This is a genomic window from Micromonospora sp. CPCC 206061, from assembly GCF_036906915.1.
GTDB lineage: Bacteria > Actinomycetota > Actinomycetes > Mycobacteriales > Micromonosporaceae > Phytohabitans.
In genome coordinates, this window is record NZ_JBAKHX010000011.1 from 133,146 (window position 1) to 152,452 (window position 19,307).

The 19,307-nt window shown below is 70.0% G+C and carries 15 protein-coding genes; 4 read left to right on the forward strand and 11 right to left on the reverse strand.

Annotated features, from left to right (window positions below; genetic code table 11):
• The first annotated feature begins 22 nt into the window (after nt 1-22).
• The 3 genes from V6V89_RS11800 to V6V89_RS11810 are packed head-to-tail and all read left to right on the forward strand — an operon-like array spanning nt 23 to nt 6,573.
• Nucleotides 23-3,886 (forward strand): DUF4082 domain-containing protein, encoded by a 3,864-nt coding sequence (locus V6V89_RS11800; RefSeq protein WP_334619072.1) that lies wholly within the window; start codon nt 23-25, stop codon nt 3,884-3,886.
• 12 nt (nt 3,887-3,898) lie between these two features.
• On the forward strand, nt 3,899-5,122 hold the full coding sequence (locus tag V6V89_RS11805) for a glycosyltransferase family 4 protein (RefSeq protein ID WP_334619073.1): 1,224 nt from the start codon (nt 3,899-3,901) through the stop codon (nt 5,120-5,122).
• Nucleotides 5,119-6,573 (forward strand): lipopolysaccharide biosynthesis protein, encoded by a 1,455-nt coding sequence (locus V6V89_RS11810; protein WP_334619074.1) that lies wholly within the window; start codon nt 5,119-5,121, stop codon nt 6,571-6,573. Before V6V89_RS11805 ends, V6V89_RS11810 begins: the two co-directional genes overlap by 4 nt.
• A 3-nt stretch (nt 6,574-6,576) precedes the next feature.
• Here the strand turns inward: V6V89_RS11810 and V6V89_RS11815 are convergent, their stop codons facing one another.
• From V6V89_RS11815 to V6V89_RS11845, 7 genes are read right to left on the reverse strand one after another with little or no spacing between them, the layout of a single operon-like run.
• Nucleotides 6,577-7,599, reverse strand: coding sequence for a TolB family protein (locus tag V6V89_RS11815; RefSeq protein WP_334619075.1), 1,023 nt, complete (start codon nt 7,597-7,599; stop codon nt 6,577-6,579).
• A complete protein-coding gene (locus V6V89_RS11820) occupies nt 7,596-8,840 on the reverse strand; it encodes an MFS transporter (RefSeq protein WP_334619076.1) in 1,245 nt (414 codons plus the stop codon). Before V6V89_RS11820 ends, V6V89_RS11815 begins: the two co-directional genes overlap by 4 nt.
• Nucleotides 8,841-8,850: 10 nt before the next feature.
• Nucleotides 8,851-9,951 carry a DegT/DnrJ/EryC1/StrS family aminotransferase gene (locus V6V89_RS11825; RefSeq protein ID WP_334619077.1) on the reverse strand — a complete coding sequence of 367 codons (1,101 nt, stop codon included), beginning with the start codon at nt 9,949-9,951 and terminating at the stop codon, nt 8,851-8,853.
• Between the two features lie 11 nt (nt 9,952-9,962).
• Entirely contained in the window at nt 9,963-10,667 is a 705-nt protein-coding gene (locus tag V6V89_RS11830; RefSeq protein ID WP_334619078.1) for an acetyltransferase, read from the reverse strand.
• Entirely contained in the window at nt 10,664-11,809 is a 1,146-nt protein-coding gene (locus tag V6V89_RS11835; protein WP_334619079.1) for a DegT/DnrJ/EryC1/StrS family aminotransferase, read from the reverse strand. Before V6V89_RS11835 ends, V6V89_RS11830 begins: the two co-directional genes overlap by 4 nt.
• Entirely contained in the window at nt 11,806-12,774 is a 969-nt protein-coding gene (locus tag V6V89_RS11840) for an NAD-dependent epimerase/dehydratase family protein (RefSeq protein WP_334619080.1), read from the reverse strand. The genes V6V89_RS11835 and V6V89_RS11840 overlap by 4 nt, the downstream gene beginning before the upstream one ends.
• Nucleotides 12,771-13,847: a Gfo/Idh/MocA family protein gene (locus V6V89_RS11845; protein ID WP_334619082.1), complete on the reverse strand. Its 1,077-nt coding sequence runs from the start codon at nt 13,845-13,847 to the stop codon at nt 12,771-12,773. The genes V6V89_RS11840 and V6V89_RS11845 overlap by 4 nt, the downstream gene beginning before the upstream one ends.
• A 300-nt stretch (nt 13,848-14,147) precedes the next feature.
• Between V6V89_RS11845 and V6V89_RS11850 the strand changes: the two genes are divergently transcribed.
• Nucleotides 14,148-14,753 (forward strand): acyltransferase, encoded by a 606-nt coding sequence (locus V6V89_RS11850; protein ID WP_334619084.1) that lies wholly within the window; start codon nt 14,148-14,150, stop codon nt 14,751-14,753.
• Here the strand turns inward: V6V89_RS11850 and V6V89_RS11855 are convergent.
• From V6V89_RS11855 to V6V89_RS11870, 4 genes are read right to left on the reverse strand one after another with little or no spacing between them, the layout of a single operon-like run.
• Nucleotides 14,740-15,813 carry a glycosyltransferase family 4 protein gene (locus tag V6V89_RS11855; protein WP_334619085.1) on the reverse strand — a complete coding sequence of 358 codons (1,074 nt, stop codon included), beginning with the start codon at nt 15,811-15,813 and terminating at the stop codon, nt 14,740-14,742. The two genes, V6V89_RS11850 and V6V89_RS11855, sit on opposite strands and share 14 nt — an antisense overlap.
• A 19-nt stretch (nt 15,814-15,832) precedes the next feature.
• Nucleotides 15,833-17,113, reverse strand: coding sequence for a hypothetical protein (locus V6V89_RS11860; RefSeq protein WP_334619087.1), 1,281 nt, complete (start codon nt 17,111-17,113; stop codon nt 15,833-15,835).
• Complete coding sequence (locus tag V6V89_RS11865) at nt 17,110-18,135, reverse strand: NAD-dependent epimerase/dehydratase family protein (RefSeq protein WP_334619088.1); 1,026 nt, start codon at nt 18,133-18,135, stop codon at nt 17,110-17,112. Before V6V89_RS11865 ends, V6V89_RS11860 begins: the two co-directional genes overlap by 4 nt.
• Complete coding sequence (locus V6V89_RS11870; protein ID WP_334619089.1) at nt 18,128-18,904, reverse strand: glycosyltransferase family 2 protein; 777 nt, start codon at nt 18,902-18,904, stop codon at nt 18,128-18,130. Before V6V89_RS11870 ends, V6V89_RS11865 begins: the two co-directional genes overlap by 8 nt.
• Nucleotides 18,905-19,307: the final 403 nt, after the last annotated feature.

The window sequence follows — 19,307 nt, forward strand, 5'->3', positions numbered from 1 at the left end:
GGCGGGTCGCGCGCGATCCGTCGTGGGTGGTCTGGCCGGCGGTGTCCGGCGTAGCCCCTCAAATGTTCTGCGTTGGTACGCCGGGCTCCGGTCGACCGCGCGCCGGTTCGTGCTCGCCGCCAGCGCCTTGCTGCTCCTACTCACCGGCGGTGGCCTCGTCGCGATGCCCGCGGCCTTCGCGGCTGCGGACCCGTGCAACCCGGTGGTCAATCCCATCGTTTGTGAAAACAGCAAGGAAGGCGCCCCGCGCGACCAGTGGGACGTAGACGGCGTCGGCGACGCGACGATCCAGGGCTTCGCCACGGATATGAGCGTCAACGCGGGTCAGCGCGTCAATTTCAAGATCAAGACGACGGCCAGCTCGTACGACATCGACATCTATCGCCTCGGCTGGTACGACGGCCGGGGAGCCCGCAAGGTAGCCGACGTCAACCCGTCGGTGTCCCTGCCGCAAAACCAGCCGGCGTGTGTAACCAGCACGACGACCGAGATCTACGACTGCGGCACCTGGGCGGTCTCCGCGTTCTGGGACGTCCCCTCGACCATGGTGTCTGGTGTCTACCTGGCCCGGCTGCAGCGACCCGGAGCGTCCGACGGCAGCCACATCCCGTTCGTCGTGCGCAACGACGCCAGCCACTCCGCGCTCTTCTTCCAGACCTCGGACACCACCTGGCAGGCGTACAACGACTACGGTGGCTCCAACTTCTACAGCGGCGGTGAGAACGGCCGGGCGTACAAGCTGAGCTACAACCGCCCGTTCGCGACCCGGGGCGGCGTGACTGCGCGCGACTACCTGTTCAGCAACGAGTACCCGATGATCCGCTTCCTGGAGCGCAACGGGTATGACGTCAGCTACACGACCGGTGTCGACTCCGATCGCCGCGGCAACCTCATCCAGAACCACCAAGCCTTTCTCTCGGTGGGCCACGACGAGTACTGGTCGGGGCAGCAGCGGGCCAACGTCGAGGCGGCCCGTGACGCGGGAGTGAGCCTCGCGTTCTTCAGTGGCAATGAGGTTTACTGGAAGACCCGCTGGGAGTCCAGTGTGGATGGTGCAGGCAACGCGTACCGTACGCTGGTTTGCTACAAGGAGACCTGGGCCAACGACAAGATCGATCCGTCGTCGGAGTGGACCGGCACCTGGCGCGACCCGCGGTTCAGCCCACCCTCCAACGGCGGCAAGCCGGAGAACGCGCTCACCGGCACGATGTTCCAGTCGAACAACGCGAGCCTGGCGCTGCAGGTGCCCGCCGAGCAGGGCGACATGCGGCTGTGGCGCAACACCGGGCTTGAGGCTCTGACCGGTAACCAGGTCGCCACGCTGGCGCCTAACACGGTCGGCTACGAGTCCAATGAGGACATCGACAACGGCTTCCGGCCGGCGGGCCTCATCAAGCTCTCCAAGACGGTCGGCGAGACCCCGGAGTACCTGCGTGACTTCGGCACCCTGGTCACGCCCGGCACCACCACCCACAACCTGACCCTGTACCGGGCGGCGAGCGGCGCGCTTGTCTTTTCGGCGGGAAGCATCCAGTGGGCGTGGGGTCTGGACGAGGTGCACGACGGCGTGCAGTCGCCCCCCGACGAGCGGATGCAGCAGGCCACCATCAATCTGCTCGCTGACATGGGTGCGCTGCCGGCCACGCGGATGAGCGAGCTGGACCCGGCCACCACTTCCACCGACACCACCCCGCCGGCGGTCAACGTCACCTCGCCCGCGCAGGGCGCGACGGTTGCCAATGGCGCCCAAGTGACCGTGCAAGGCACTGCGACCGACACGGGTGGCCGTGTCGCTGGCGTGGAGGTCTCCACGGACGGCGGCACCACATGGCACCCGGCGAACGGCACGACGTCATGGTCGTACAGCTTCTACACCAGCGGCGTGACCACACAGATGCTGAAGGTGCGAGCGGTCGACGACAGCGCCAACATCCAGGCCACGCCAGCCACCCGCCAGATCAACCTGACCGGCAAGTCGACGCTCCTAGGCGCCCGGGTACCGGCCAACCCGGCGGCAAGCGACAACTCACCGGTCGAGGTCGGCGTCAAGGTGATTCCGCAGACCAGCGGCTACATCTCGGGTGTCCGCTTCTACAAGGGCGCCGGTAACACCGGCACGCATACCGGTACGCTGTGGAACGCCAACGGCGGGCTGCTTGCCACCGGTACATTCAGCAACGAAACCGCGACCGGCTGGCAGACGCTCAACTTCTCGCCGGCGGTCTCTGTCGTCGAGGGGCGCACGTACGTCGCCTCGTACTACGCGCCGAACGGGCACTACGCGGCCGACCCGTACTTCTTCACGTTCAACGCGCACACCGCGGGGCCGCTCGTGGCGCCGCGGGCATCTGATGTGGCGGGCGGAAACGGGGTGTACGGCCTCGGCGCGGGTTTCCCGACCGAGACCTACCAGGACACCAACTACTACGTTGATGTGCTGTTCACCGACAGCGGCAGCTCCGCGCCGGTGGTCGTGTCGACCAACCCGCTCAATGGCGGGAGCGGTGTGGCGGCCGGCGTCACGCCGTCCGCGACGTTCTCCAAATCGGTGGTCTCCGCATCAGTCGAGTTCACGCTGAAGAACGCGAACAACCAGACGGTCGCCGGCACGAAGGCGTACAACGCCACCACGAGGACGGCGACGTTCACGCCGTCGGCGCCCCTGGCCGCGGCGGCCGAGTACACCGCGACGGTCTCGGCGAGCGACAACCAGAACAACACCGTTGACGAGACCTGGTCGTTCACGACCGACGTGGACCCAAGTGTGGCCCGGCTCTTCGCGGGCGGCGCCACGCCGACGACGGCGGCGGCGAGTGATGGCTCGGCGGTCACGCTGGGCGTCCGGTTCACCCCGTCGCAGAACGGCCAGCTGATCGGCCTGCGGTTCTACCAGGGGCCGGGTAACACGGGCACGCACAGCGGCAGCATCTGGAGTTCGACGGGCTCCCGGCTGCGCCAGGTCACGTTCCCCGACGGCAGCGGCTCCGGCTGGCAGACCGCGCTGTTCGACCCGCTCAACGTGACCGCCAATACGCAGTACGTCGTGTCATACTTCGCGCCGAACGGCCGGTACGCGATCGATACGAACTTCTTCTCCAACACTTGGACCAACGGTCCACTGAGCGCGCCCGGCGGCAACAACGGCGTGTACGTCTACGGCAGCGACTCGTTCCCGGAGCATTCGTACCAGTCGTCGAACTACTGGGTGGATCCGTTGTTCATGCCCTCGGGCGGCGGCAACCCCACCCCGACGCCGTCGGCGACTACCCCGAGCCCGAGCCCGTCGCCGAGTGTGACGCCGTCGGCGAGCCCGTCCGCCAGCCCCACGGCGAGCCCGAGCCCGACCGGTAGCCCCACGTCGTCGCCGAGCCCGTCGCCGACGGTGCCGCCGGTCCCGCTGCCGGCAGATGCGCTCACGCTCTTCCCGACCAACGCCGTGCCGCAGCACGCGGAGTGGGACGACCGGAGCCCCATCGAGGTGGGCATGGCGTTCCGGTCAGACGTGGCCGGGCAGGTGCTGGGTGTGCGGTTCTACAAGGGACCACAGAACACGGGCACCCACACCGGCTCACTCTGGAACGCCAGCGGCGCGCGGCTCGCCACCGGCACATTCGTGGGCGAGACGGCCTCGGGCTGGCAGAACCTCCTCTTCGAGGAGCCGGTGACGATAACGCCGAACACCGCCTACATGGTGTCCTACTACACGCCGTCCGGCTGGTACGCCGTCGGCATCAACACGTTCCAGAGCGGTGGCGTCGACAACGTACCGTTGCATGCGCCCATGACGGCGGCGGGCTACATGTACGGCTCCGGCGGCGGCCACCCGTCCGCCGCGTCCAACCACAACTACTGGGTCGACGTCATCTTCAAACCGACCGGTTCCTAGCGGGAGCGTGACATGCGGCTGCTCGTCGGATTGCACCATCTTGAGCTGGGGGGCAGCCAGCTGAACGCCCTCGACTTCGCACTCGCGATGCGCGAACACGGCCACGACGTGGCCGTGTTCGGCGTGCACACGGGAGTGCCGGGGCCGGTGGCGGAGATGGTTCAGTCCGCCGGTCTGCCGGTGACTTTGGTGCGGCATCCGGTGGAGCGGCACCGTGCGGTGGTGCCGTATCGCCGGGCGGTCGCTCGCGGGCTGACCGCCGCCGCCAAGGCACACCGCGCCGACCTGGTCCACGTCTACGAGTTTCCGCTGGCACTCGACGCGTTCGACGGTCCGCACCTGCGTTTGGGGCTTCCAGTCGTGGTAACCATCTACGGCATGGCGGTGCCACGCTGGCTGCCCCGCTATCCGGAGCTGATCGTCGGCACCCAGGAGCTCGTGGACGAGGCCACCACGTTCCGTGCGCCGCCGACGCTGATCGAGCCGCCAGTCGACACCGATACGGACGACAGCGCGATGGTCGACGGCCAAGCCTTCCGCCACGCGCTTGGCATCCGCGACGACGAACTGCTGCTCGGCGTCGTCTCCCGGCTTGAGCCGGACATGAAGGCTGAGGGCATCCTGCGGGCCATGGCGGCGCTGCGCCGCCTCGACGACGACCGGCTGCGGCTGGTGGTCGTCGGCACCGGGCCGTCCGCCGGCGACCTGCACGCCGAGGCGGCGCGAGTCAACGAGGCGCTCGGTCGCCCGGCGGTGCTGCTGCCCGGTGCGCTGGAGGACCCGCGGCCGGCGTACGCGGCGATGGACATCGCGCTCGGCATGGGCGGTTCGGCGCTGCGGGCGATGTCCTTCGGCCGTCCGCTGATCGTCCTCGGCCTCGCGGGCTTCTCCCGGGAATGCACCCCGCAGACGCTCGACAACTTCCTAACCGTGGGCTTCTGGGGCACCGGCGGGGGTGACCTGGACGACGCGCCGCTCGCCGAGCAGATCCGTGTGCTTGCCGCCGATCCCGCGCGCCGCGCCAGCCTCGGCGGCTGGTCGCGCCGGCTCGTGGTCGAGCGGTTCAGCCTCAAGACGGCGGCGGACAAGCTTGCCGAGGTGTACGCACGGGCGCTCGTGCAGCATCCGGCCGCCGGCCGCCGGCTCGGTGAGGCGACGCGGGCGGCCGTGCACAAGGCGGCCGCCGACATGCTGCCCGAGTCGATCCGCCAGCGACTGCGGCGGGTGCGGGCGTGAGCCTCAAGGTGGCCGAGGACGCGTCACTTTTCAGCAAAGCCGGTCGCGCGCTCGGGTGGAGCTTCGCCAGCACCGCATTCGGGCGGCTGAGCACGCTGGTCATCGGCGTCGCGCTGGCCCGCATCCTCGGTCCGGAGGCGTTCGGGACGTTCGCTGTCGCGATGGTGGCGCTGCTGGCCGTGCTGAGCTTCAACGAACTCGGCGTGAGCCTCGCGATCGTGCGGTGGCCAGGTGAGCCGCGTGAGATCGCCCCGACCGTTGCCACCGTCTCCGTCGTGGCGAGCTGCCTTGTGTACATCGCTTGCTTCTTCGGCGCGCCCTTCTTCGCCTCGGCGATGGGCGACCCGACCGCCACCCCGGTGATCCGCGTGCTCGCGCTCAGTGTGATCGTCAGCGGGTTCGTCGCGACGCCGGTCGCGCTCCTGCAACGCGGCTTCCGGCAGGACCGCAAGACGGTCGCCGACCTCACCACCAACTGGGGGAGCGCGCTGACCTCCATCGGCTGCGCGGTGGGCGGCCTAGGCGCGATGAGCCTGGCCGTCGGCCAGCTCACTGGCGCGGTCGCTGGCGCGATCCTGTTCTTCCGCTTTGCCCCGGAAGGGCTGCGCTTCGGGTTCGACCGCCGCAAGGCGCGCGAACTGCTCCGCTTCGGGCTGCCGCTGGCTGGCTCGAGCATCGTGGTGTTCGCCGCGACCAACGTCGACCGGCTCATGGTCGGCGCGCTCCTCGGGCCGGTGGCGCTCGGCTACTACGTGCTCGCTGTCAACCTCGCCAACTGGCCGATAAGCATCTTTTCCCAGCCCGTACGCGCGGTCGCGCCCGCGGCACTCGCGCGGCTGCAGAGCGACCAGCCGGCAATGCGCACCGCGTTCCTCTCCACCGCAGGCCTGCTGGCCTCGGTGACCCTCCCGGCCTGCGTCCTGCTCGCCGCGGTCGCCGACCCGCTGATCCGGTTCGTGTACGGCGGCGTGTGGCAGCCGTCCGCCCCGGTGCTCGTCTGGCTGGCGGTCCTGGCGGCCGCGCGGATCGTCTTCGAGCTGATCTACGACTACTTCGTCGTGATCGCGAATACCCGGGTCGTCTTCACCGTTCAGGTGATCTGGCTGGTGGCCCTTGTGCCGGCCCTGTGGGTGGGCGCCACGGCGGGCGGACTGTGGGGCGCCGGGGCGGCTCAGGTCGGCGTCGCGCTGCTCATCGTGCTGCCGATCTATCTGTTCGAGATGCGCCGGGTGGGCATCCCGCCCGGCGCGTTCACCTGGCGGCTGGCGCTGCCGGTGGCCGGGGCGCTGGCGGTGGCGGCGGTGGCGGCGGTGGCCGGTCGGCTCAGCTCGATCGACCTGGTGGTGCTGGCGATCGCCGGTTTCGCGGCGCTGGCGACTATCGCGCTGCTCGGCTACCGGATGCGCGGCGTCCTGCGCTCCTTGCGCACGGTCGGCGCGACGGCAGAGTAGCCGTCAGCGGACGACAGCGGGCGACCAGGCGTCCTTCACCAGCGGCCGGGGTGAGCCGGTGCCATCGGCCGGAACCTGCCAGATGTCGCTGCTCGCCGAGGAGGCGTCGCCGCGGGGCAGGCCGTAGAGCACGGTCCGGTCGTCAAGCCACTCCGCTTGGTCGTCGACGCTCCGGGTCTCGGCGAGCAGGGTCTCCCTGCCGGTCGCGATGTCGTACACGGCGAGCCGCCACTGCCCGGCGGGGAGGTTTCCGTGGCGCTTGAACGCGATCCGGGTGCCATCCGGCGAGAGCGACGGGCACTCCGCGTCCTCGCGGAGCGCGGTGACCGTACGGGCCGAGAGACTGCCCCGCACCAGCCACGTCTTCTTGCCGGAAGCCGCGGTGGCATAGAACGTGTCGTCGTCGACGAATGTGACTCCCCACAGGTTCTTGTCGATCGCGTTGATCGCTTTGCCCCTGACGTTCAGCTGGAACGACTCGATGTCGCCGATCACCTCACCCTTCGTGCGGCTGACGACGGTGCGGGTGGAGAACTGGCCGGGGTTGGCGTAGGAGTCGCCGAAGACGAACGTCGTCGTGGCGACCAGAATGCCGTCCCGGGACAGCCGTGCCCGGCTCGGGATGCCGGTCAGCGGCAGATCGCGCGTGGGTGCCGGTGCCCACTCAGGACCGAGTAGCCGCGCGTGGTACGTGGTGACGATCCCGCGGTCGGCGGTGAGACAGACCGCCTCGGCCGCCGTGGCGTACACCCGCTCGCAAGATGCGCCGGTGAGCGCACGGGGGCCATCCGGCGCGGTCAGCGGGACGATCGCCACCTCGCCGTATCCGTTGCCGAGCGCCGTGTTGCGGAAGACGAGGTGTGGTGCGCCCCGCAGCGCGGTGAGATCTTCGCGCACCGGTACCTTCGGCGCCGCCGCCTCCGTCTTGGCCTGTGCCTGCCGTGTGTAGAGCACGTACCCGACCGCGCCGAGCGCCACGGTCAGCAGGATGGCGGTCAGCAGGCTGACCCGCGCGCGCATACTCACGCCGGCACCTCCCTCGGGATGCCGCGCAGGAGCCACGCGGCGACCGGAATGGCCGCCGCGAGCAGCGCGGCCACCAACAGCAGCGCGGAGCCGCGACCCATGAATGCCCACAGCAGCCCGAAGCCCAGCGACGCCGCGAAGCGCGAAAGCGCGACCACCGTCTGCGCCGCCGCGATCCCGGTGCCGCGCGCCTCGGCCGGGACGAGCCGGCTCATCAGCGCGGCCAGCACGCCGTCCGTAGCGGCGTAGAACATGCCCAGCAGCGCGAGTACGGCCAGTGTGGTGGCCAGCCCGCCGGACGGGCGGGCGGCGAGCAGGTATCCCAGCAGCAGCGCGGCGTGCCCCCCGACGAGAACGCGGGCGCGCCCGACCCGGTCGGCGAGGCGCCCGAACGGCACGGCGAGACTGAGGTACACGGCGTTGGTGCCGACGTACAGCAGCGGGAAGTAGAGGGCGGCGAAGTCGTCTCTGTCCTGAAGGGACAGATAGATGAACCCGTCGCCGACGGTCAGCACACCCAGCAGCCCGCTGGCGATCAGGGGGCGGCGCAGTGTCCGCCCGGCCAGTTCGCGACCCACCCGGCGCAGCCCCACCCGGGCCGCCGCGGTGGCGGTGCGCACGTTCGGCACGAGCAGCACGAGTACTGCCAAACCCGCGATCGCGAACGCGAACGAGACCACGAACACCGAGTCGTATGAGCCCGGTACCGCCCAGAGAAGGGTGAACGCCACGAGCGGCCCGAGCGCGGCGCCGGTGGTGTCGAGCGCCCGGTGCACGCCGAACGACCGGCCGAGGGTGCGCGGGTCGGAGGAGGCGGCGATCAGCGCGTCTCGGGGCGCGGTGCGCACGCCCTTGCCGAGGCGGTCGGCGGTGGTGATCGCCGTGATCGCGAGGAACCCCTGCACGGGCAGCATCGCGATCCGGCTGAGCGCGGACACCCCGTACCCGATGATGGCCACCAGCTTGGGCCGCTGGCGGCGGTCGGCGGCGTATCCGCCGGCGATCCGCACGACGGCGCTGACGCCCTGGTAGATGCCGTCCCAGAAGCCGTAGGCGGCAGGGCTGAGCCCGATCACGGCGGTCAGGTACAGCGGCATGATCGAGGCCACCATCTCGGACGACACGTCGGTGAGCAGGCTGACCACGCCGAGCAGCACGACGGTCGACGAGACGCGCCGCGCGACCGCCTGGCCGGACGGTGAAGCGTCCTCGCCCGGGCGGTCGCGCAGCGTCACGTACATGTTCTGTTCCTCAGCCGAGTGCGGCGGCCAGCTCCCGGACCACGCGATCCTGCTGGTCAGCGGTGATCTGAGGGTAGATCGGCAGCGAGAGCAAATCACCCGCCGCCCGCTCCGCGTGCGGGAAGTCACCCGACCGGTACCCGAGGTCGGCGAACGCGCCGGTCAGGTGCACCGGCACGGGGTAGTGGATGCCGGCACCGACGCGGGCCGTGTTGAGCGCGGCGAGCACCTCGTCACGCCGCCCGGCGGGCACCCGTACGCAGTAGATGTGCCACACGTGCACGTTGCCGTCGAGCGTGACCGGACGCACCACGTCGAGCGGCGCCAGCATCTCGTCGTACCGGGCGGCGGCGGCGCGCCGGAGCTCGTTCCAGCCGGCCAGCCGGGCGAGCTTCGCGCGCAGTACAACGGCTTGGAGCCCGTCGAGCCGGCTGTTGACGCCGACCAGGTCGTGGGCGTACTTCGTGAGGCCGCCGTGGTTCGCGATCGTGCGTACCGTCAAGGCCAGGTCGGCGCTGGTGGTGACGACCGCGCCCGCGTCGCCGTAAGCGCCGAGGTTCTTGCCTGGGTAGAAGCTGGTGGCGGCGATACCGCCGGCGCCCGCGCCGCGGCCGTGCCGGGTCGCGCCCTGGCACTGGGCGGCGTCTTCGACGATCGCGATGTCGCGCCCGGCGAGCCCTGCACGCAGCCGCTCGACCTCGGCGAGTTGCCCGTACAGGTGCACGGGCACGATCGCGCGGGTCGCGGGCGTGACGGCGGTCAGCGCCGCGTCGACATCGATCAGGTAGGTGGCCGGGTCGCAGTCGACGAGCACCACTCGCCCGCCGGCCCGGGCGACCGCCTCCGCCGTGGCGATGAACGTGTTGGCCGGCAGGATCACCTCGCTGCCCGGTCCCACGCCGACGGCCCGCAGCGCGAGCTCGACCGCGTCGGTGCCGTTGGCCACGCCGACGCAGTGCTCGATCTCGGAGAAGGCGGCGTACTCCTCCTCGAACGCGGTCACCTCGGTGCCGCCGATGAACGCGGTGCCGGCGATGACCCGCTTGAAGCCGGCCTCCACCTCTTCGGCCACCTCGGCGTGGGCGGCGGCCAGGTCAACGAGCGGGATCATGCTGTTCTGCCTCAACTCTCAGCCTCTAGGTTCGCTCGGTCGTGCGGCGCTGAGAGGCGACAACTCCCTCGCTCACTGCGCAAGAAACGTGCTGGGTTGCCGGCCCAGACCTCACCGGGCGGCACGTCGGCCAGTACCACCGAGCCCATGCCCACGAGCGATCTCGCGCCCACCGTCCGCGCCTCGCGCACCAGGGCGCCGGCGCCCAGGTAGGCGCAGCGCCGGATCGTGACACCACCGCCGAGGCGCACACCGGACGCGATCGTCGCGAAGGATTCGACCCGGTCGTCGTGGGTGAGCACCGCCTGCGGCATCACGGCCACGTGCGCGTCGACGGTGACGTCCGCGGTGAGCGTGACGCCGGCGAGCAGCACCGTGCCCTGTCCGATCAGGCTGCCGGCGCCGACGTGGGCGGCCGGGTGCACGAGCGTCGCGTACCGGTCGGCGGGCAGCCCCAGCCGGTCGACCACCCGGGCGCGCACCAGCGGGTCGCGCGGGTTGCCGACGCAGACGAGCACGGCCGCGTCAGGGTAGTCCGACAGCCGCGTGCTGCTGCCGAGCACCGGCACACCGGAGACCTTCGTGCCGTGCAGCGCGCGGCTGTCGTCGAGGAAACCGAGCAGCCGCCACGTGGGCTGGACGTCGTTGAGCGCCTGGACAGCCGCGGCGGTCTCGCGGGCGAACCCGCCCGCCCCGACGATGACCAGGTCTCTCATCGTCCGGCCAGCTTGCGCAGCACGCCGACGATGTGCTCCTGGTCGCCTTCGGTGAGCGCATGGTGCAGCGGGAGGATCAACGACTCGCGGGTCAGCCGCTCGGTCACCGGCAACGACGGCGGGGCGACGTCTTCGTACGCGGGCTCCAGGTGCGCGGCCATGATGCCGCGCCGCGCCGACACGCCCTGCGCGGCCAGCTCCGCCAGCACCTCGTCACGGCTCGCGCCGAACTCGGGCGTCAGCAGCACCCAGAACGACTGGTAGTTGGCTTCGCCATAGGCGGGGTCGCGGACCGGGATCGCGCCGTCCAGGTCCGACAGCATTTCCTGGTACCGGCCGGCGAGCGCCCGCCGCTGCGCGATGATCCCGGCCAGACGGTCGAGCTGCACAAGGCCAACGGCGGCCTGGATGTCCGTCATGCGGTAGTTATAGCCGGTCTCCAGGTACGCCTCGAGGATCGGCTTGGCGCTGGCATGGCGATCGGCGGCCGAGACGTTCATGCCGTGCTCGCGCAGCCGGCGCAGCCGGACCGCCTCGTTGGCGCCGTCGACGGTGACCATGCCGCCCTCGCCGGTGGTGATCAGCTTGCGGGGGTGGAACGACCAGGCGGCGATCGCCGCGCCGCTGCCCACCGGAGCGCCGTACGCGGTCGAACCGGCGGCGCACGCCGCGTCTTCGACGAGGGCCACGCCCCATGACGCGGCCGCGCCGCGCAGGGCCACCACGTCGAAGGGCACACCACCCTGGTGTACCGCGATCACCGCGCGGGTGCGCGAGGTGCGCACCGCGTCGACGGTCTTCACGGTCACGTTGCCGGTGGCCAGGTCGACGTCGGCGAAGACCGGGGTCGCGCCGACGTACCGGACCGCGTTGGCGGTGGCGATGAACGACAGCGACGGCACGATCACCTCGTCACCTGGGCCCACTTCCAGCAGTACCAAGGCCAGGTGAAGTGCGGTCGTGCAGGAACTGACGGCGACACCGTGCTCCGCGCCGACAGCGGCCGCGAAGCGCCGCTCGAACTCCGCGACCCGCGGGCCCTGCGCCACCCAACCCGAGCGGACGGCGTCGGCCGCCGCCTGGGCCTCTTCTTCGCCTAGCATCGGGATCATGACGGGTATGGGCCGCCGTTCAGTGGTCATCGTTGCCCCCGCCACCAGTCGACGAGGCCCTGGAGGCCCTCGTGCAGGCCGATCTCGGCGCGGAAGCCGAGGCGGTCGGCGGCGGCGCTGGTGTCGGCGAGGCGGCGGGTGACGCCGTTGACCGCGCGGGCCGGCCCGTGCTCGGGCGGCAGGTCGGACTTCATGACCTCGCTCAGCGCCTGTGCCAGCTCCTTCAGGCTGGTCTCGGCGCCGCTCGCGATGTTGAACACCTCGTCGGTCGCGTCGGCCCGCGCCGCCAGGATGTTGGCTCGTGCGATGTCGGCCACGTGCACGAAGTCCATCGTCTGGAGGCCGTCGCCGAGAATCAGCGGCGGAGTGCCCGACTCGATGCGCTCCATCCAGCGGATCAGCACCTCGGTGTACAGGCCGTAGATGTCCATCCGCGGGCCGTACACGTTGAAGTAGCGCAGCGCCACGTAGTCCAGGCCGTACATGCCATGGAAGCTGCGCAGCATCCCCTCGTTGAACGCCTTGGCCGCGCCGTAGAAGGTGTCGTTGTTGTACGGGTGGTGGCGCTCGGTCGTCGGGAACTGCTCGGCCAGCCCGTACACGGACGCCGACGACGAGGCGATCACCTTGCGCACCTGAGCCGCCGCCGCGGCCTCCAGCACGTTGAAGGTGCCGTCGACCAGTACCTCGTTTGCGAGGCGGGGCTCCTCGGCGCACTGCGTGATGCGGATCGCGGCGAGGTGGAACACCAGGTCCTTGCCGCGCGTCAGGTCGTGCACCAGCGCCGCGTGCCGGATATCGCCCTCGACCACGGTCACCGAGCCGTGCTCGGTCGCCCAGGCCAGGTTTTCCTTCCGGCCCCGGACGAAGTTGTCCAGTACCACGATCTCGGCCGCGCCCCCGCGGACCAGTTCGTCGACCACGTGCGAGCCGATCGTGCCGGCACCGCCGGTGACCAGCGCCCGGGCGCCCTTGATCTCCACAGCCGCGCTCACCGCTGCTCCCATCCCTCGTTCAAGCTCACCATGGTGCCGCCGTTGGCCAGGCTCCGCGACGCCGCTTCCAGGATCGACAACACCCGCAGGCCGGATCGCCCGTCGGTCAGGGCCGGGGTGCCGGTGCGGATCGCCCGGGCGTACTCCTCGACCATCGTGCGCAACGCCTCACGCTCGGTGAGGGCCGGCGCCACCATGTCGCCAGACCGGTACGAGACCAGCATGTCGCGCCGCTGCTCGTCGCCGAGCTCGTCCGAGGTGGCAACGTCGACGCCACGGTCGAAGAGCGATAGCCGCTGCGACGGGTTCAGGTCGTCCCAGACGAGGGTCCGCTTCGAACCGCCGATGATCGTGGTGCGCACCTTGACCGGCGAGAGCCAGTTGACGTGGATGTGGGCGATCGCGCCCGTGTTGAGCTGCAACGTGAGGTACGCCACGCAGGCTCGGCCGGCGCCAATACCGTCGGCGCCGTGCGCGGCCACCGCCACCGGGGACACACCCGGCGGCAGCACGAAGTCGAGGATCGACAGGTCGTGCGGCGCAAGGTCCCACAGCACGTCGATGTCGCGCTGCACCAGGCCGAGGTTGATCCGCACCGAGTCCAGGAAGTGCAACTCGCCCAGCTCGCCACCGTGCAGCAGCTCACGGATGCGCAGCACGGCCGGCGTGTAGCAGTACGTGTGGTCGCACATCAGCGTCAGTCCGCGCCGGTCCGCCTCCTCGACCAGGCGAGCGCCCTCTTCGCGGCTGGCGGCGAGCGGCTTTTCCACCAGCACGTGCTTACCTGCGGCCAGCGCGGCCATCGCGACGTCGAGGTGGGTGCCGGCCGGTGTGGCGATCGCCACCGCATCGACCTTGTCGTCAGCCAGCACCGTGGCGAGCTCGCCGGTGGTCTCCACCGTCGAGTACCCGCCGAGTACCCGCCGGGCCCGGTCGACGTCGAGGTCGCACAGCCAGCGCAGCCGGAAGGAGGCCGATGATTGGAAGTTGCGGACGAGGTTGGGGCCCCAGTATCCGGCTCCGATGACGGCGACGCCGATCGGTGCGGCGGTCGCGGCAAGGGGTGAAGTCACAGATATCCATTTCGGTGGGTATCGGCTTGTGCCTGGGGCAGCACCGCGCAGGCGTACGGCAGGTCAAGCTATCCCCTGGCCTGCGCGGGAAGCCAGGCCACTGACGGAAATCCGGCAGTGCTGGAAGCGTGGACCGGTACCTTCGGTCGGTTCGTCGGTCTCTTCGGCCCGCGTACGCGGCTCTCCAGGCTCAGACGTGGCAGCGCGTCGGCTAGATGACACCTGGTTTCCTGGGTCGTTACTAGGCTGTCGCGGGCTGCTGGGCTGTGCCTACCGAGGCCCGCTGGAAGGATGTTTCCCATGACTCAGCCGCACGACGGCGCGCATGTCGCGCCGAGTGCCGACGTCGACCCGCGAGCCCAGATCGGAGCCGGCACCAAGGTGTGGCACCTTGCCCAGGTGCGGGAGGACGCCGTCGTCGGCGACGGCTGCGTCATCGGGCGGGGCGCGTACGTCGGACCCGGCGTCCGCCTCGGTGACAACGTGAAGCTGCAAAACTATGCGCTGGTGTACGAGCCGGCGCAGCTCGCCGACGGTGTCTTCATCGGCCCGGCGGCGGTGCTCACCAACGACGAGTACCCGCGCGCCGTCACACCCGACGGCCGCCTCAAAAGCGGCGACGACTGGACCGCCGTCGGCGTCACCATCGGCGAGGGCGCAGCGATCGGGGCCCGCGCCGTCTGCGTCGCACCCGTGCGGATCGGCCGGTGGGCGCTCGTCGCCGCGGGCGCGGTCGTAACCAAGGACGTTCCGGACTTCGCCCTGGTGGCCGGAGTGCCGGCCCGGCGGGTGCGCTGGGTGGGCCGGGCCGGTGAGCCGCTCGTGCCCAAGGGCGACGGGCGGTACGTCTGCCCGCGCACCGGTAGTGCCTACGCCGAGGTCGACGGCGCGCTCATCGAGGCCTAGCCGACATCGCGGTGTAGAAGGCTTGCAGGTCCTCGGTGAGGCCGCCGGCGGAATAGCGGGCGAGCACCCGCTCGGAGCCGGCCCGGCCGATCTTGCTGAACGCCTCGGGGTCGGCGTCGTACGCGGCGCAGGCGTCGGTGATCGCCCTGGCGAACGCGACGAGGTCGCCGTCCTCCACCGGCGTGCAGAATTCCGGGTCGAAGAATTCCCGGCCGGCCAGCCCGTGGTAGCCGACGACATAGCAACCGCTAGCCATGGCCTCGGCAGGCGGCAGGCCGAAGCCCTCCCGGTCGCTGAAGCTGAGGAAGATGGCGCTTTCCCGCATGATCTCCGCGGTCTCCCGTTCGGTGCGGTTTTCGATCGGCACGACCTCCCATCCGAGCAGGGCGTCGCGGGCGTGCAAGACCCGTAGCAGTTGTTCGCGTTCCCGCGCCCGGCGGGTCGTGGTGAACGAGATCCGCCGGGCCGGCGGTTGGTCGCCCGGGTGGAAGAGCGTCGGGTCGATCGCGTTGCGCGTGAGATAGACCGGCAGGTGCGCAAACGCGTACCCGAGCAGGTCGGCGTTGTCCTGAGAGACGGTGAGGATCGCGCGGATGTTGTCGTGCCCGGCGTACGGCGCGCCCTGCGCGCTGTCATCGTATGGCACGAAGTCCCAGGTGTCGTACGCCCGCTGATTGAAGATGACGACGCGGATGTCGCGCGGGATGCGGTCGAGCGTTGGGCCATACCACTCCGGGACCACGAGCAGGTCCTCCGGGCCGATCCGGGTGCGTGACGCGTACTCTATGCGGGTCTTGTTCTCGAACCACGTGCTGCGGAAGCCGTCGGCGCCGTGCAGCACCGCGGCCTCGATGCCCAACTGTCGCAGTGTGTCCACATGACGGTAAATGACCCGGATGCCGCCGATCGGCAGGTCGAGGTCTGGACCCAGGTAGTAAATGGTGGGCTTTCCGGATGCGGGCCCGGTGAGCAGCGTGGGTGGCTGGCGGCGGCGAAGCTCGCGCTGGAGCCGGTACGACTCCATCGTGTGTTTGGCTTTGCCGGCGAGGCGCGAGATCACGACAGCTCCCGGATGGGGGTCAACGCGACAGGTACGAGCACGGTAGCGGGACACTCCAGTCGGGCGGTATGGCGACATCGACGGTACGGGCGGGCCGCAGCGCACACTCCTCGCGGGCGACCTCGATCTCGGCTCGCCAGGCGGGACCGTTCGCCCGGGCGTTGTCGACCCGGAGGTTGACAGCGGCCACGAGCGCCAGCAGCGCCGCCAGCGAGTACAGCGGCACCCGAGAGTCCGCCGGCTGCAGGAGCGCCACGAGCGTGGTGATCACGAGCATCGCTGGAGCCACGGCGTACCGCGGCGTCGCGACGCCGGAGAGCAGTACCGGCACCATGTAGAGCGCGGCGGCGTGTAACCCGGCCACGACCGCGAGCGTCCGGGCCGGTCGAGTGCGGCGGGTGTACGCGACGAGCGTCGCCGCGCCCACCACCAACCACGCGATCGCGGCGAGAGCAATCCACCGGGCGTCGACACTCTCGCCCAGCCAACGTTCGCCGACCAGTGGCGCGGGCACCGCGCGGAGCAGGAAGCCGCTGACCGCCAGCACAGGGTTGGGGGAGAGCTCACGCTCGCTCGACCCGCTCAACAGGCCGGCGAACTGGATCAGCAGCCCCGCCCCGAGCGCCCCGGCCAGCATGATTCCGTGCCGGTCACGGGCGGCACCGTCCGGACGCCGCAGCGCCCGCCACAGCGCGAGTGGCACGAAGACGACCGTGACGATGTCACTTGCCACCACGAGGAACGTCACCGTCACAGCTACAGCACGCCCGGCCGGCCGGCGCGGCGTCCACACCAGGGTCCAGAAGAGCGCATACAGGCCGTACCAGTGGAAGTTGGCAATGGAGTTGAGGACGTCGCCCTGCCCGAGGGGAACGACTACCAAGGGGGCCGACACCAGCACACGGGAGAAGGTGGAGGTGAGGTGGCAGCCACTGGCGACGTAAACCAGCAGGGCGAGCAGCGACACCACGACGGCTGCCTCCAGCGCCAGCACCGCCGCGGCGGCGCCGGCGGGGAAGAGCGTCGCGACCGCGGCCATCAGCCGGGGTACGGCGTGGAAGTACCCGGCGTACGAGGTGACGAGCGCGTCAAGCGGTCCTTGCCGCACCGCCTCGATGAGAAAGACGCCACCATCTTCGGCCCACACCGTGTCGAGCGCACCGACGCCGGGCTGGCGCAGGAGACCGACGGCGGTGCCTACGGCGACGGCGGCCGCCCCGAGTGCAACGCCGCCCCAGCGGCCAGGGCGGGCGGTCTCCACCCGCGCCGGCGCCGCAAACAGGGTCTCCGCGATGGTCACAGGCGTCCGTCGCGTACAGCTTGGGTTACCCAGGGGATGACCTCGTCGAGCATGGTGTCGAGGCTGGTGGTGGCTTCGAAGCCGAGCACCTCGCGGGCCTTGGTCACATCCGGAACCCGCTTCTGCACGTCGTACTCGAACGGATCATCCGACACGTACCGGAACGGCACCTCCGGACCCTTGATCTTCGCCCAGATCAACTCCGCCAACTCCAACACCGTCGTCGACTCCGCCGTCGACAAATTGAAGTCCTCGTTCAGAGCCGCCGGATGCTCCATCGCCGTCACGATCCCAGCCGCCAGATCACCACCGTACGTGTAGTGCCGCACCTGGCCACCCTCACCCAAAATGTGCAACGGATCCTGACCCTTGACGATCTTCTGCACCAGATCCGGCACCACGTGCGACATCGCCAACTTCACATTCCCGGACAACACCTCGGCCTCGCCCAACGCCCGGCCCTCACCCACACCAACACAGTTGAACGGCCGCACGATCGTGTACGGCAACCGATACTGCTCAAACGCCGCCCGCGCGTAATACTCCACCGCCAACTTCTGAAACCCGTACGACGACAACGGCGGCGGAACCTTCCGCTCATCCCCTTCGACGGAGGGCCAATGCTCGGTCGACTCGAACACCATCGACGAGGACATGTACGTGACCTTCCGCAAGCGGCCATCCCGATGCGCCGCGATCGCCGCGTCACACGACGCCGCCATGATCCGCTCATTCGTCGCCAACAGGTCGTACGCATAGGCGTGGAAGTACGAAATCCCACCAATCATCGCCGCACCCGCGATGAAATGATCACAATCCGCCAGCAGCTTGGTCAACAGCTCCGTATCACGGGCGTCGCCCTCCACGAACGTGTACCGCTCATGGCTGTCGTAGCTATGCGAAACCGGCCCGTACTTCGAAAAGTTGTCCACCCCGACCACCTCGTGGCCACGGCCCAACAACTCCTCGACCACATACCCGCCGATGAAGCCGGCCGAACCGGTAACCAAAACCTTAGCCACGAGTGCTGTTCTCCTTTTCCAGGATGGTCTCGTCGGCCGCCCGTGCGGCCAACTGCGAATAGGTCAGCTTGCGACCGAAGGCGAAAAAGTACCAGCGCAGGTACGAGGGCAGGAACCGGCCCACGTCGAAGCGGGACTCGCCGAGCTGGCGGTCGAGCCAGATGGTGGGGATTTCGGCGACGGGCAGCCGCAGCCGGTTGGCCTTGGCGCTCAGTTCCAGACCGATCTCGAACCCGGTGCGCGACTCGATGCCCACCTGGCGCACGAACTCGGTGTCGTACGCCTTGAAACTGTTCGTCGCGTCGCGGGTGCCGACCCTGGCGAACCAGTGCAGGGTGCGCCCCGCCCAGCGGGACATCATGCGCTTGAAGCGCGGTCCGCCGACCTGCTGCCCACCGGGCATGTACCGGGACGCGGCGGCCACCGCGACGCCGCGGTCGACCAGGCGGGCCAGTTCGTCGATCTGGCGCGGGTCGTCGGAGCCGTCGGCCATCGTGACGACCGCGACCGGGGCGCGCGCCTGGTCGATGCCGAACCGGATCGCGTTGGCAGGGCCGCGCCCGTACGTGTTCAGCACCGTGCGCACGCGCGGGTCGGTGCGGGACACCTCTTGGGCGTACGGGACGGTGGTGTCTTCGGGCATGTCGTGCACGACGAGGATCTCCGCGGGCAGCAGCACCTCGCGGCCGATCCGGTCGAGGCAGCGGACGATCGCCTCGCCCTCGTTGTAGACGGGGATCACGACGGTGACCCGCGGGATGCTGGTCATGCGCCGCCGCCCGCAGCCGACACAAAGCGGAGGGAGCTGTGAGGGCGCGCCGCCCGCAGCCGCCACCAAGCGAAGGGAGCGCAGCGACCGCAGCGACTGGCGGCTACAGGGCGGCCTTCGGCGCCCGAGCCGCCCGAGCGCAGCGAGGGCCAGGATTGCAGCGACCGGAGCGACTGGCGGCTACAGGACGGCGCAGGAGGCGCATGACCCGCGTGAGCGGAGCGAACGCCAATGAGCTCGGTCACACCAGCACCCCCCGCCCGGTCAGGCCCCACATGTCGACCAACGGCTTGTCGGTGACCAGATCTCGGTACTCGGGATGCGGGCTGGCGATCACCAACAGGTCGGCACGCTCCAACACCTCGTCCAGCGCAGTGAACCGCTCATCGACGATGTACGGATC